Annotated in this window: 16 protein-coding genes; 1 reads left to right on the top strand and 15 read right to left on the bottom strand. The window is 60.7% G+C overall.

The window, feature by feature from the left end; translation table 11 throughout:
- Positions 1 to 420: 420 nt before the first annotated feature.
- The 12 genes from ACZYR5_RS19465 to ACZYR5_RS19410 form a co-directional block, all read right to left on the bottom strand.
- The gene (locus ACZYR5_RS19465; RefSeq protein WP_489091090.1) at positions 421 to 1,209 is read right to left on the bottom strand and encodes a TatD family hydrolase; all 789 of its coding nucleotides are present in this window, start codon (positions 1,207 to 1,209) and stop codon (positions 421 to 423) included.
- Between the two features lie 60 nt (positions 1,210 to 1,269).
- Positions 1,270 to 2,256: a DNA polymerase III subunit delta' gene (locus ACZYR5_RS19460; protein WP_489091089.1), complete on the bottom strand. Its 987-nt coding sequence runs from the start codon at positions 2,254 to 2,256 to the stop codon at positions 1,270 to 1,272.
- Positions 2,249 to 2,881 carry a dTMP kinase gene (gene tmk / locus ACZYR5_RS19455; RefSeq protein ID WP_489091088.1) on the bottom strand — a complete coding sequence of 211 codons (633 nt, stop codon included), beginning with the start codon at positions 2,879 to 2,881 and terminating at the stop codon, positions 2,249 to 2,251. Before tmk ends, ACZYR5_RS19460 begins: the two co-directional genes overlap by 8 nt.
- A 19-nt stretch (positions 2,882 to 2,900) precedes the next feature.
- Positions 2,901 to 4,058 carry an endolytic transglycosylase MltG gene (mltG, locus tag ACZYR5_RS19450; protein ID WP_489091087.1) on the bottom strand — a complete coding sequence of 386 codons (1,158 nt, stop codon included), beginning with the start codon at positions 4,056 to 4,058 and terminating at the stop codon, positions 2,901 to 2,903.
- Positions 4,059 to 4,061: 3 nt separating this feature from the next.
- Positions 4,062 to 4,877, bottom strand: a complete 816-nt coding sequence (pabC, locus tag ACZYR5_RS19445) for an aminodeoxychorismate lyase (protein ID WP_489091086.1) — start codon at positions 4,875 to 4,877, stop codon at positions 4,062 to 4,064.
- Positions 4,877 to 6,121: a beta-ketoacyl-ACP synthase II gene (fabF, locus tag ACZYR5_RS19440; protein ID WP_027618696.1), complete on the bottom strand. Its 1,245-nt coding sequence runs from the start codon at positions 6,119 to 6,121 to the stop codon at positions 4,877 to 4,879. The genes pabC and fabF overlap by 1 nt, the downstream gene beginning before the upstream one ends.
- 110 nt (positions 6,122 to 6,231) lie before the next feature.
- The gene (acpP, locus tag ACZYR5_RS19435; RefSeq protein ID WP_024076962.1) at positions 6,232 to 6,468 is read right to left on the bottom strand and encodes an acyl carrier protein; all 237 of its coding nucleotides are present in this window, start codon (positions 6,466 to 6,468) and stop codon (positions 6,232 to 6,234) included.
- Between the two features lie 197 nt (positions 6,469 to 6,665).
- Positions 6,666 to 7,406: a 3-oxoacyl-ACP reductase FabG gene (gene fabG, locus ACZYR5_RS19430; RefSeq protein ID WP_489091085.1), complete on the bottom strand. Its 741-nt coding sequence runs from the start codon at positions 7,404 to 7,406 to the stop codon at positions 6,666 to 6,668.
- A 16-nt stretch (positions 7,407 to 7,422) separates the two neighbouring features.
- Entirely contained in the window at positions 7,423 to 8,361 is a 939-nt protein-coding gene (gene fabD / locus ACZYR5_RS19425; protein ID WP_442101937.1) for an ACP S-malonyltransferase, read from the bottom strand.
- A 126-nt stretch (positions 8,362 to 8,487) separates the two neighbouring features.
- The gene (gene plsX / locus ACZYR5_RS19420; protein WP_489091084.1) at positions 8,488 to 9,498 is read right to left on the bottom strand and encodes a phosphate acyltransferase PlsX; all 1,011 of its coding nucleotides are present in this window, start codon (positions 9,496 to 9,498) and stop codon (positions 8,488 to 8,490) included.
- Between the two features lie 4 nt (positions 9,499 to 9,502).
- Positions 9,503 to 9,685 (bottom strand): 50S ribosomal protein L32, encoded by a 183-nt coding sequence (rpmF, locus tag ACZYR5_RS19415; RefSeq protein WP_003179396.1) that lies wholly within the window; start codon positions 9,683 to 9,685, stop codon positions 9,503 to 9,505.
- Between the two features lie 13 nt (positions 9,686 to 9,698).
- Complete coding sequence (locus ACZYR5_RS19410; RefSeq protein ID WP_004371317.1) at positions 9,699 to 10,226, bottom strand: YceD family protein; 528 nt, start codon at positions 10,224 to 10,226, stop codon at positions 9,699 to 9,701.
- A 105-nt stretch (positions 10,227 to 10,331) separates the two neighbouring features.
- On the opposite strand from ACZYR5_RS19410, the gene ACZYR5_RS19405 reads away from it, so the two are divergent.
- Positions 10,332 to 10,910 (top strand): Maf family protein, encoded by a 579-nt coding sequence (locus tag ACZYR5_RS19405; protein WP_489091083.1) that lies wholly within the window; start codon positions 10,332 to 10,334, stop codon positions 10,908 to 10,910.
- Between the two features lie 49 nt (positions 10,911 to 10,959).
- Here ACZYR5_RS19405 and sppA read toward each other — a convergent pair whose 3' ends face one another.
- The 3 genes from sppA to rluC are packed head-to-tail and all read right to left on the bottom strand — an operon-like array spanning position 10,960 to position 13,579.
- Positions 10,960 to 11,949, bottom strand: a complete 990-nt coding sequence (sppA, locus tag ACZYR5_RS19400; protein WP_489091082.1) for a signal peptide peptidase SppA — start codon at positions 11,947 to 11,949, stop codon at positions 10,960 to 10,962.
- A gap of 24 nt (positions 11,950 to 11,973) precedes the next feature.
- On the bottom strand, positions 11,974 to 12,633 hold the full coding sequence (locus tag ACZYR5_RS19395) for an HAD-IA family hydrolase (RefSeq protein ID WP_489091081.1): 660 nt from the start codon (positions 12,631 to 12,633) through the stop codon (positions 11,974 to 11,976).
- Complete coding sequence (rluC, locus tag ACZYR5_RS19390; protein WP_489091080.1) at positions 12,623 to 13,579, bottom strand: 23S rRNA pseudouridine(955/2504/2580) synthase RluC; 957 nt, start codon at positions 13,577 to 13,579, stop codon at positions 12,623 to 12,625. The genes ACZYR5_RS19395 and rluC overlap by 11 nt, the downstream gene beginning before the upstream one ends.
- Positions 13,580 to 13,814 lie beyond the last annotated feature (235 nt).

The raw sequence follows: 13,814 nt of genomic DNA, 5'->3' as shown, positions 1-13,814 counted from the left end.
AAGGTCTGAAGGGGTCAAAATTCGAAGCCGGGTATTATGCCTAACTTGCGGCAAATTGCACGGATCATCCGAGCATGAGTCACTTTCTTGTTGATTTTGTGTCAGCTTGCGTCAGGCGATGCTGACGGCGCGCACCGCGAAATCGGTCAGTCAGGGCCCGTCTTCACGTGTTCTGTCCGACAGTGAGAACTCAAGCGAAGCGCCGGTATTCCAAATTTGTTTAAGAAACCCGGGGGATCAAACTGGACTGCCGGCAATACTGATCAATACTTCAAATGTCGGCGCGTCATCTCCCCCAAGTGACGCGTGGATATAGGTGCCAACGGACCGAGTACCTTTGTTTTACTCCTAATGGTCTTAACCCGGATTCACCCCCCAGAACCCGGGTTTTTTTTGCCTGCAATTTGACCTCGCAGGTGATCAGGCCAACTTGACGTGTGCCAGCGGGAACAATCGCTTGAAGTTCTGCGTGGTCTGCTCGGCAAAGCGCTCGTAGGATTCGCCGCGCAACATCGCAAGAAACTCTGCCACTTCTCGCACGTATTGCGGCAGGTTCGGCTTGCCCCGGTAAGGGATCGGCGCCAGGTATGGTGAATCGGTCTCGACCAGCAGGCGGTCGGCCGGCACCTTGCTCGCCACATCACGCAGGGCATCGGCGTTGCGGAATGTGACGATGCCGGATAAGGAGATGTAGAAGCCCAGGTCCAGCGCGGCCTTGGCCATTTCCCAGTCTTCGGTAAAGCAGTGCAATACCCCGGCCTGGGACAAGGCGGCTTCGCGCAGCAGGCTCAGAGTGTCGGCGCGCGCGCCACGGGTATGCACGATCACCGGCTTGCCGGTCTGCTGGGCGGCTTGCAGGTGCAGGCGGAAGGACTCCTGCTGCAACTCGGCCGCTTCCGGCTCGTAGTGGTAGTCCAGGCCGGTTTCGCCAATGGCCACCACCCGTGGGTGATTCAATTCCTGCAACAGCCAGTCCAGTGCCGGCGCGGCGCCTGGCTGCACGTCCAGCGGGTGCACGCCCACAGAGCAGTCGACGTCGGCATAACGCTCGGCGAGGGCCTTGACCTCGGCGGCGTTGTCGACACTGACGCCGATGCACAGGAAGTGCCCGACGCCCCGCTGGCGTGCGGCTTCAAGGGCTGCATCGAGGGAGCCATCGTGGGCGGCCAGGTCGAGTCGGTCGAGGTGGCAATGGGAATCTACAAGCATAGTCAGGCGGCAACTCAATCGAATCAGTGGGACGGTCGGACCTTGTCCGGATACCGCATTTTAACGCTGGCCCGGCAATCCGGCCCATTGCACCAGCAAGGCTTCGAGCAACAGCACGCGATTCAGGTTGGCCTTACCCAGGACTTTCTGGCGCTGACCAAGGATCCAGTCCTGGATAGTCAGCACCTTGTCCTGCGCCGACTTCTGCGCCAGGTACTGGACCACCTTGCGCATGTCAGGCAGACCCAGGCCCGCCTCGTCTTCGGTCAATTGATAGCGCAGGATCAGGCTCGACCAATCGCAGAACCAGTCGAACAGCAACAGCAGCGGGATCGCATTCCAGCCTTCCGCCAGTTGGGTCGGCGATTGTTGCTGCTTGAGCAGTTTCTTCACCCCGTCGACCACCTGCGCGCGCTGCTCACGCACACCCTGGGCCTGCAGCGCGACCGCCGCCAGCGGCGAACCGGCCGCCAGGGTCAGCAATTCACCACGTTCTTCCTCGCTGCACTCGGGCAAGGCCGTCGCCAGCCATTGCAGGCTCGCGGCCTCACTGGGCAGTGGACAGGCCTGTTGCACGCAGCGACTCTTGATGGTCGGCAGCAGGCGACTGGACTGGTGACTGACCAGCAGCAGCACGGTGTCGCCCGAAGGTTCTTCAAGACTCTTGAGCAAGGCGTTGGCGGCGTTGATGTTCATCGCTTCCACGGGCTCGATCAACACCACCTTGCGCCCGCCCAACTGCGCGGTCTGCACCACGAAACCCACCAGCTCGCGAACCTGGTCGACCTTGATCGCCTTGTCCGCTTCTTCCGGCTCCAGGATGTAATTGTCCGGATGACTGCCAGCCTTGAGCAGCAGGCACGACTTGCATTGGCCGCAGGCCTCGAGGCCTTGCGGCTGCTGGCACAACAGCCGCGCCATCAGACGCTCGGCCAGCGCCCGCTTGCCGATGCCTTTCGGGCCATGAAGCAGGTAGGCGTGGGCGTGCTGTGTGCGACCGGCCAACTGCTGCCACAGGCCGTCCTGCCAGGGATAGGCTTCAGCCACGGTGACGCTCCAACAATTGTGGCAACAGGCCATCCAGCGCACGCTGGACGTCCGCCAGGGGTTGCCCGGCGTCGACCAGGCGGTAACGCCCCGGATCGGCTTTGGCACGCTCGAGGAACGCACTGCGTACGGCGTCGAAGAACGCACTGCCCTCCAGTTCGAAGCGATCCAGGCGACCACGGGCACTGGCGCGAGCCATGCCGATTTCCACCGGCAGATCGAAGATCAGGGTCAGGTCCGGACGCAGGTCGCCCTGGACGAAGGTTTCCAGCGCTGCGATACGCTCCAGCGACAAGCCGCGGCCACCGCCCTGATAGGCATAGGTTGAATCGGTGAACCGATCACAGAGCACCACTGCACCGCGTGCCAACGCCGGGCGAATGACTTCGGCCAGGTGCTGCGCCCGCGCGGCGAACACCAGCAGCAACTCGGCATCCGGGTTCATGACTTCATCGACCGGCGCCAGCAACACCTCGCGAATGCGCTCGGCCAACGGTGTACCGCCCGGTTCGCGAGTCAGCACCACCTCGATACCGGCGTTGCGCAAGCGCTCGGCCAGGTATTCGCGATTGGTGCTCTTGCCGGCGCCTTCCGGCCCTTCCAGGGTAATAAACAAGCCAGTCACAGGCAGTCCTTAGTCAGAGTCATTGCGGGCTTTGCGTTGGTGCGGGTTCAGGCTCGGGTTCCGGCGCGACCGCTGGCGGCATCACCGGTTCTGGTTCCGGGACCTCATCCGGTGCCGATTCACCCGGCGTGGTCACACCATTGACCGGCGCCGGGCTCGAGCGGTAGTCGGCGCGTCGCTTGAGCTGATACTCGCGCACCGCGCTGTTGTGGGCGTCCAGGTCATCGGAGAAGACGTGGCTGCCGTCACCGCGGGCGACGAAATACAGGCTGCTGCCCGACACCGGATTGAGTGCCGCGTGAATCGCCTCGCGGCCTACCATCGCAATCGGTGTCGGCGGCAGGCCGAAAATCACGTAAGTATTGTAGGGCGTAGGCTCTTTCAGCGAAGCACGGGTCAACTTGCCGTTGTAACGCTCGCCCATGCCGTAGATCACCGTCGGATCGGTCTGCAGCATCATGCCGATCTGCAGGCGTCGCACAAACACCCCGGCAATCTGCCCACGCTCTTGCGGCACACCGGTTTCCTTTTCCACCAGGGACGCCATGATCAACGCCTTGTAGGGATCGGCATAGGGCAAGTCCGGCGCACGCTTGGCCCATTCCTTGGCCAGTACGTCTTCGAGCCGATCGTAGGCCTTCTCTAGCACGTCGGCATCACTCATGCCGCGCACGAAACGGTAGGTATCCGGGAAGAACCGGCCTTCGGGAAACACCCCTGGATGGCCGAGCTTTTCCATCAGCTCGCTATCGCTCAGGCCGACCAGGGTTTGCTCCAGCTTGTCGTTTTTCGCCAGCGCTGCGCGAACCTGGCGGAAATTCCAGCCTTCGACCAGGGTCAGGCTGTACTGAACCACTTCGCCACGCTGCCAGAGACCGATCAAGCCTTGCGCGGTCATCCCCGGCAACATGCGGTACTCGCCGCTGTGCAAAGGTTGGGTCGCCAGGTTGAAGCGCCAGTAAAGGCGCAGCCAGAAGGCATCTTCAAGCACGCCGTCAGCTTCCAGGCGATTGAAGGTTCCGGAGGGGGTGGAACCCGTGGGGACATCGAGCAACTCTTCCTGAGTAATATTGAGCGGCTGCTCCAGCGCCGAATCGATTTTCCAGGCGGAAAAGCCCAGCAGCAGCCCCGCCAGAACCAGTCCGGTTTCCAGCAGCAGCAAGAGTTTACGTCTCACGAATCAAGCATCCAGTAGTGCGCGGGCAATGCCTTGCAGTTTACGGGTGAGCGGCCCAACCGGCCAGCTCAGTGCAGCATAGGCGCATACCGGCCAAACGCCGTACACGCTGTTGCAGACGAAGACCTCATCAGCCTGCTGCAACTGTTGAAGGCTGATATCGGTGATTTCACTAGGGATTTCAAGAGCGCTGGCCTGGGCCAATAATTCGCCACGCATCACACCGGCCACACCGCAACGACGCAAATCGGCGGTGATCAGCACGCCATCACGGACCAGGAACAGGTTGCTGAATACGCCTTCGATAACTCGCCCTTCGAGGTCGAGCATCAAGCCTTCGGCGCAATCGCCGCCCTGCCATTCGGCACGGGCCAGTACCTGTTCAAGGCGGTTCAGATGCTTGAGGCCTGCGAGCAGCGGCTGGGTTGCCAGACGTGTAGCGCAGGGAAACAGGCGCACACCTTGCTCCGCATGGACGGGTGGATAGGCGGCGGGAGGATTGCCTTGCAGGATGCGCCGGGGCGCCGCTGCGGGGTCGGCGGTGTACCCGCGCTGGCTGTCGCCACGGGTGAGGATCAGCTTGAGTACGCCATCGCCGAGAGCGGCAGCGTAGACCAGCAGCTCGCGACGAAGCAGATCGTGATCCGCCGCAATCGCCAGGCGTTTACAGCCTTCAGCCAGACGCTGCAGATGGCGTTCCAGCAGCAGCGGCTGGCCCGCCTTGACAGCGATGGTCTCGAACAGGCCATCGCCGTATGCCAGGCCGCGGTCCTTGAGCGACAGGCTGTCAGCCGGTTGACCGTCGACCCAGCTGTCCATCAGTCGGCGAACCGACGGAACACCAGCGAGCCGTTGGTGCCACCAAACCCGAACGAGTTGGACAGGACCACGTCGATATCCATGTTGCGCGCCGTGTGCGGCACGAAATCGAGATCGCAGCCTTCGTCCGGCTCATCGAGGTTGATAGTCGGAGGCGCCACCTGGCCATTGATCGCCAGCACGCTGAAGATCGCCTCGACAGCGCCCGCCGCACCCAACAGGTGACCGGTCATGGACTTGGTCGAGCTGACAGCCAGCTTGTAGGCGTGATCGCCGAACACGGTCTTGATCGCCTGGGCTTCGGCAAGGTCGCCGGCCGAGGTCGAGGTGCCGTGGGCGTTGATGTATTGCACCTGGTCACCGTTGATCCGCGCATCGCGCAGGGCATTGGTGATGCAGCGCGCAGCACCGGCACCGTCTGCCGGTGGCGAGGTCATGTGGTAGGCGTCGCCACTGGTGCCAAAGCCGATCAGCTCGGCGTAAATGGTCGCGCCGCGGGCCTTGGCGTGTTCCAGCTCTTCGAGCACCAGGGCACCGGCACCGTCGGAGAGGACAAAGCCATCACGGCCCTTGTCCCACGGACGACTGGCACGGGTCGGCTCGTCATTGCGGGTCGACAGTGCGCGTGCAGCACCAAAGCCGCCCATGCCCAGGCCGCAAGCGGCCATTTCGGCACCGCCGGCAATCATCACGTCGGCTTCGCCGTAGGCAATGTTGCGCGCCGCCATGCCGATACAGTGGGTACCGGTGGTGCAGGCGGTGGCGATGGCGTAGTTGGGTCCCTGTACCCCGAGGTGGATCGACAGGAAACCGGAAATCATGTTGATGATCGAACCCGGCACGAAAAACGGCGAAATCCGCCGCGGACCGGTGTCATGCAGGGTGCGGCTGGTCTCTTCGATATTGGTCAGACCACCAATACCCGAGCCCATGGCCACACCGATACGCTCACGGTTGGCATCGGTGACTTCCAGGCCGGCATTGCGCACCGCCTGAAACCCGGCCGCCAGGCCGTATTGAATGAACAGGTCGAGTTTGCGAGCTTCCTTGACCGACAGGTACTCCTCGACATTGAAGCCCTTTACCGAGCCGCCAAAACGAGTGGAATAGGCAGAAAGGTCAGTGTGTTCGATCAGACCAATGCCACTGCGGCCAGCCAGAATGCCCTGCCAGCTGCTCGGCACATCCGTGCCCAGTGGCGACAACATACCCATACCGGTGACTACGACGCGTCTACGCGACACAGCACTCTCCTTTTTTTCAAATGACGACTTTGCATCAGACCTAAAGAAAAAACCGCACGCCATGATGGCAGTGCGGTTTTTCCATGACAGCGAACAACGATTACAAACTATTACGCCTGGTGGCTGGTAACGTAATCGATTGCAGCTTGTACAGTAGTGATCTTTTCAGCTTCTTCGTCAGGGATTTCGGTCTCGAATTCCTCTTCCAGAGCCATCACCAGCTCAACGGTGTCAAGGGAGTCGGCACCCAGGTCTTCTACGAAGGAAGCAGTGTTGATCACTTCTTCTTCTTTAACGCCCAGTTGCTCAGCAACGATTTTCTTGACGCGCTCTTCGATGGTGCTCATACCTTGTTTTCACTCCTAATGGACAAATTCAGGCAGCTGGCCAGTGGGTAAGTGTATAGAAAGACTTTTCAGCTTTTCAACTGAAAGCTTCACTCCTCGAACCCTGCAGCCATCTGCCTATAAATAGATTGCAGCTTTATAACGGATTTTAGACAGCTCGTATGACATTTTTTTGAAGCAATCCGTCACATTTAAACTTACATGTACATCCCGCCGTTCACCGGGATTGTAGCCCCAGTCACGTAAGCCGCACCGTCGGATGCAAGAAAAGCGACCACGGACGCGATCTCTTGAGCTTGCCCCAGACGGCCCAGCGGAATTTGCGTCTGCAAGGCATCACGCTGTGCTTCAGGCAGCTCGCGGGTCATATCGGTGTCGATGAACCCAGGGGTCACCGAGTTTACCGTAATCGAACGCGAACCGACTTCACGCGCCAGCGCGCGGCTGAAACCTTCCAGGCCTGCCTTGGCAGCGGCATAGTTTACTTGGCCTGCGTTGCCCATGGCACCCACAACCGAACCAATACTGATAATTCGTCCCCAACGGGCCTTGGTCATGCCGCGCAAAACACCCTTGGACAGGCGATACAGACTGTTCAAGTTGGTGTCGACAACGTCGTACCACTCGTCGTCTTTCATGCGCATCATCAGGTTATCGCGGGTGATACCGGCGTTATTGACCAGGATCGCCGGCGCACCGAATTGCTCCTGGATGCTTGCCAGCACTGCGCTGACCGATTCGTCGCTGGTGACGTTCAGCTCAAGACCCGTACCCTGGATACCGTGCTCTTTCAGCGTGGCGGCAATGGCCTCGGCACCTTTGGCGGAGGTCGCAGTGCCAACAACGATGGCGCCCTGACGACCCAATTCCAGGGCAATGGCCTGGCCAATACCACGGCTGGCACCGGTTACCAGTGCAACTTTACCTTGCAGACTCATGCAAGCTTCTCCTAATTCAGGCCAGCGCTGCGCGAGCGGCAGCGAAGGCATCTGGGGTATTGAGGTTAGAGGTCGACACGCCTTCGGCGCAGCGTTTGTTCAATCCAGCCAGGACCTTGCCTGGGCCGCACTCGACCAGTTGGGTCGCGCCATTGGCCGCCAGGGTCTGCACCGACTCGACCCAGCGCACTGGCTTGTAGAGCTGCTCAAGCAGATCGCGCTTGAGGGTCTCCAGATCAGCCGGCACCGCCGCGCTGACGTTCTGCACCAGCGGAATCTGCGGCGCTTGCCAGTTGATCGCGGCGATCGACTCGGCAAAGCGCTCGGCCGCCGGACGCATCAGCTCGCAGTGCGACGGCACACTGACCGGTAGCGGCATCGCACGCTTGGCACCACGCGCCTTGCAACCTTCGATGGCACGCTCGACAGCCGCCTTGGCGCCGGCGATCACCACCTGGCCAGGCGAGTTGTAATTGACCGCACTGACCACTTCGCCCTGTGCCGCTTCGGCACAGGCCGCCACGACGTCGGCATCGTCGAGGCCGAGGATTGCCGCCATACCACCCTGCCCGGCCGGCACGGCTTCCTGCATCAGTTTGCCGCGCGTTTCGACCAGCTTTACCGCGTCGCCCAGGCTCAGGCTGCCAGCAGCGACCAGCGCGCTGTACTCGCCCAGGCTGTGACCGGCGACGTAGGCCGGACGCGCGCCGCCTTCAGCCAACCACAGGCGCCACAAGGCGATGGAGGCCGTGAGAATGGCAGGCTGGGTCTTGTCGGTCTGATTGAGTTGCTCTTCCGGCCCCTGCTGGGTCAGCGCCCACAGGTCGTAGCCCAGGGCATCGGAAGCTTCTTTGAAAGTATCGAGGACCACTGGATGTTGCGCGCCCAACTCGGCCAGCATGCCGAGGGACTGCGAACCCTGTCCTGGAAAGACGAATGCGAGGGAAGCAGACATGTAACAAGCCCCTAATGATCTTGTCGTCGGAGAATTGACGTCCCGCCATGGGGGACGCAAGAAACTGACAGTTGGATGGCCAATTGCACTGAGCGGTCACATTTAAGCATTGTCCGACGAAAATGCCTAAAGCAGCAAATCCTCCAGACGACCATGCAGGCGCTGCGGCAGGTTCTCCTGAATCTCGATCAGGGCGCGCTGGATAGCACTCTGAAAACCCTGCACACCGGCCGAGCCATGGCTCTTGACGACAATCCCCTGCAAGCCGAGAAAGCTCGCGCCGTTGTGCCTGGCCGGCGCCAGGTCGGCCTGCAGGCGCTTCATCAGCGGCAGGGCCAAGGCACCTACAAGTTTTGTCGCCAGGTTTTTCCTGAACAGCGCCTCGACGCGCCCGGCGATCATGGTCGCCAGGCCTTCGCTGGATTTGAGCAGGATGTTGCCGACAAAACCGTCACACACCACGACATCCGCCTCGCCACGGTACAGACCGTCCCCCTCGACAAAACCGATGTAGTTCAGCCCGCGGGCGTTTTGCAGCAGGGTCGCCGCAAGCTTGACCTGCTGATTGCCCTTGATGTCTTCGGTACCGATGTTCAACAACGCCACCCGAGGACGCACCACCCCCAGCGTCTGCGCCGCCACCGAACCCATGACCGCGAACTGGAACAGGTGCTCGGCACTGCAATCGACATTCGCCCCCAGGTCCAACAACTGGCAATAGCCGCGCTGGGTCGGGATTGCGGCAACCATGGCGGGCCGGTCGATTCCCGGCAGCGTCTTGAGCACATGACGCGACAAGGCCATCAGCGCCCCGGTATTGCCGGCACTGACACAGGCCTGGACCTTGCCATCACGCAGCAACTCGAGCGCGACGCGCATGGATGAGTCGGGCTTGCCGCGCAGGGCCTGGGAGGGTTTTTCGTCCATGCCGATGACGTCGAGCGCAGGCGCAATCGTCAGGCGCGCGCGATCCACAGCCGACTGGCTGGCAATCAAATCTTCTAGAATGGAGGGTTGACCGACGAGGGTCAGGTGCAGCGAGGGCGTAGCAAACAGGCAAGCGAGACTGGCCTGGACAATGCTGCGGGGACCGAAGTCCCCGCCCATTGCGTCAATCGCGATGACTTGAGCGGACAAGTGATTACTCGTCAGCGCCCTTGTCGATCACTTTACGGCCACGGTATACGCCTTCTGGCGATACGTGGTGACGCAGGTGAACTTCACCAGTGGTCTTTTCTACGGACAGGGTGCTTGCCTCGAGAGCATCGTGCGAACGACGCATGTCACGGGCGGAGCGGGATTTTTTGTTCTGCTGAACAGCCATAATTGATTAACTCCTAAACGTTTGGGTCACGCTTTAACTGCGCCAATACACTGAACGGGTTGGACCGCGTTACCTCGTCCTCGCTCGGTTCGGGCTCATCGAGACCCGCCGGCTGCTGGCATTCTTCCGGATGATGAGCAGGCACAATGGGCAAGGCGAGCAGAAGCTCCTCCTCGATCAGTGACTGCAGATCCAAAGGATCTTCGCCCAGTTCCAGCACGTCATAACCTTTCGGCAACGACTGGGTATTCGCACCCTCCTTTACCACAGCATAACTGCATTCGCTGTGAATCGGCAGGGTGACCAGCTCAAGACAACGCTGGCAAACCATTTTGACCTCGGTGTCGATAAAGCTGTGGATCACCACAGATTTACGTTCATCTCGCTCAAAAACGAATTTAGCCTGCACCGTACCGACGGTGTCGGAAAGCGGGTCGCAGAGTCTCTCCAAATCGGCCAGCAGCAGTTCACCTTGAAGGGTGGTGCCACGGTCAGCCAATTTGCGCGGGTCAACGTGAGGTGGAATCGGGTCATTCAACATAGGCGCAGCATTATAGGGATGCCCCCGCCCATGTCAAAGGAAATTCAGCCCTGTCCGTCACTTGGAAGCCCCGCTAGAATCGGCGACTGACTTTTGGAGAGCCTCATGCTGCCTTTATTACTCGCTTCCAGCTCGATTTATCGCCGAGAACTACTGGCTCGCCTGCAGCTACCTTTCATCTGCAGTTCCCCGGATATCGATGAAAGCCACCAGTCGGGCGAGTCCGCCATCGACCTGGTAAAACGCCTGGCCGAGACCAAGGCCAGGGCACTGGCAGACGACCATCCCGCCCACCTGATCATCGGCTCGGACCAGGTGGCCGTTCTCGACGGACGCATCATCGGCAAACCCCACACCTTCGACAAGGCCCGCGAGCAACTGCTGGCCGCCAGCGGCAACCGCGTAACCTTCCTTACCGGCCTGGCACTGCTGAACAGCCAGACCGGCGCCTGCCAGATCGACTGTATCCCCTTCACCGTGCACATGCGCCCTCTCGACCCGGCGCGCATCGAGCGTTACCTGAACGCCGAACAGCCCTACGACTGTGCAGGCAGCTTCAAGGCCGAGGGCCTGGGCGTGAGCCTGTTCCAGAGCACCGAAGGGCCGGACGCCACCAGCCTGGTCGGCCTGCCGCTGATCCGCCTGGTGGACATGCTGCTCGCCGAAGGCGTACAGATTCCCTGAGCGACAAAAAACCGGCCACAAGGGCCGGTTTTTTTGATGCGCATCGCAATCAGCGCAGTGCCGGACCCTGAAAGCCCATCCACATGGCCATCTGCTGCGCCACGCTGGCGCCCAGCTTTTTCGAGAAGCGATCGAACGGTGACTCCTGAATCGTGAAGTCGACCAACTCTTTCTCGCCGATCACATCCCGCGCCACCGAACTGGCGCTACCCAAGCCATCAATCAAGCCAAGCGGCAGCGCCTGCTCGCCCGACCAGACCAGCCCGGAAAACAACTCTGGATGCTCCTTGTCCTTCAAGCGATCACCACGCCCCTTCTTCACGCTGGCGATGAACTGCTGATGGGTGGTATCCAGCACACCTTGCCAGAACGCAGTCTCTTCCGGCTTTTGCGGCTGGAACGGATCAAGAAACGACTTGTGCTCGCCCGAGGTGTAGGTGCGACGCTCAACCCCCAGCTTCTCCATGGTACCAACGAAGCCGTAACCGGCTGCCGTCACGCCAATGGAGCCGACCAGGCTGGCCTTGTCGGCGTAGATCTGGTCCGCAGCACTGGCAATGTAATAGGCTCCCGAGGCTCCGAGATCGGATATCACCGCATAGACCTTGGTATCTGGATGCAGATCGCGCAGGCGACGGATTTCGTCGTAGACGTAGCCCGACTGCACCGGACTGCCACCCGGGCTATTGATGCGCAATACGATGCCCTTGACCTTGGTGTCCTCGAACGCCGCACGCAGGCTGCCGACGATGTTGTCGGCACTGGCCGGCTCCTTGTCGGCGATCACCCCAGTAATTTCAATCAGCGCCGTGTAACCCGGACCTCGGGTCGCGCTCTTTTCGATGTCCATCAGCGGCGTGAACAGAATCAACGCGATAAACAGATAAGTGAAGGTCAACAGCTTGAAGAAAATCCCCCAGCGCCGCGCGCGACGCTGCTCCTGCACGCCGGCAAGCAGCGTCTTCTCCAGCAGCTTCCAGCTTTTGCCTTCGCCGTCATCAGCACTCGCTTTGACAGGCGCTTTCCATTCGTCAGCCATGGCTTGCACTCCAACCCGAATTCATTAGACCTGCTGACCCAGCCAGGTACGCAATTGTGAAAAATGATCGATCGCCAGTCGCGGCTCGAAGGCGCGCAAGGCGTCGATTGACTGGGCACCGTAGCTGACCGCCACCGACGGCACCCCGGCGTTGCGGGCCATCTGCAGGTCGAACGAGGAATCCCCGACCATCAACGCTTGCTCGGGGCGCACCGCGCAATGGGCGAGAATCTGCTCCAGCATCAAGGGGTGCGGCTTGCTCGCCGTTTCGTCGGCAGCACGAGTGATATCGAAATAATCTTCCCAGCCGTGGGATTTGAGCACCCGATCCAGACCACGACGTGCCTTGCCGGTAGCGACCGCCAGGTGATAACCCTGGTCGCGGAACGCTGCCAGCGACTCGACCACACCGTCGAACAGCGGCGAGGGCTCAGCCTCGAGGGCAATGTAGTGATCGGCGTAGTGCTGACGGAAGGCCACCAGCTCAGCGTCGCTGATGTGTGGATACAACGTGCGAATCGCCTCCGGCAATCCCAAGCCGATAATGCCCTTCACCGCCAGATCGTCGCACAGGGCGAAACCGGAGCGCTGCGAGGCGACATGCATCGCCTCGACAATCCGCCCGATGGAATCGGCCAAGGTGCCATCCCAGTCGAAAATCAGCAGCTTGTAGTCATTCCGCACTCAGGCGCTCCACGGTCTTGGCCCACATTTCGTCCACTGGCGCCTGCAGCTTGAGTTCGCCGCCGTCGGGCAGCGGCACGGTCAGCATGTAGGCGTGCAGGAACAGGCGCTTGCCGCCCAGTTCGCGAATTTCCTTGCTGAAATCTTCATCGCCGTACTTGGTATCACCGGCAATGCTGTGGCCGGCATGCAGCGTGTGCACGCGAATCTGGTGGGTGCGACCGGTAACCGGCTTGGCTTCGACCATGGTGGCAAAGTCGCCGAAACGACGCAGCACCTTGAATACCGTGAGGGCCTCTTTGCCCTCTTCATTGACTTCAACCATGCGCTCGCCGGAACGCAGGTTGCTCTTGAGCAGCGGCGCGCGCACCTGTTTGACCGCGGTCTCCCAGCGCCCACGGACCAGCGCCATATAGCGCTTGTCGACGCCATCGCCGCGCAGGGCGGTGTGCAGATGGCGCAACATGCTGCGCTTCTTGGCAATCATCAACAGACCGGAGGTGTCCCGATCGAGGCGATGCACCAGCTCCAGCTCCTTGGCATCCGGACGCAATTGGCGGAAGGCCTCGATCACCCCGAAATTCAAGCCGCTGCCACCGTGAACAGCAATCCCGGCGGGCTTGTTGATCACGATCAGGGCCTTGTCTTCGAAGACAATCGAGGCTTCCAGGCGCTGCAACAAGCCCTGGGCCAGAGGCACCGGCTCGTCACGCTCAGGCACTCGCACCGGCGGCACACGCACGATATCGCCTGCCTGCAGCTTGTACTCGGGCTTGATCCGGCCCTTGTTCACACGCACTTCGCCTTTTCGCAAAATGCGGTAAATCAAGGTCTTGGGCACGCCTTTGAGCCGAGAGAGAAGGAAGTTGTCAATTCGTTGGCCGGCATATTCCGGCGAGACCTCGAGCAGTTGTACGCCAGGGGTCGGGGGGGCAGTAGTCGTCATGCCGCGAATGATAACAATTTTTTATGGAATTGAAGCACTTAATCATTGCTGCTATAGTCGCGAACGCCGCCAAAAGCGGCCTGGACAGAGGACCAACGGCAAGTTGCCGGCCCTGACCAACGCAATTCATCAGGACGCGAGGCCGTCCTACGGGGCTTTCGCACCAACTGGAAGGCTCAGGATTGTAACAAGCGCAGGTGACATGAGGCCTGAAGCGAGTGCAGCAAGCAGAGTA

It is taken from the genome of Pseudomonas sp. F007 (genome assembly GCF_057814275.1).
This window is presented reverse-complemented; position numbering and strand designations above follow the sequence as displayed.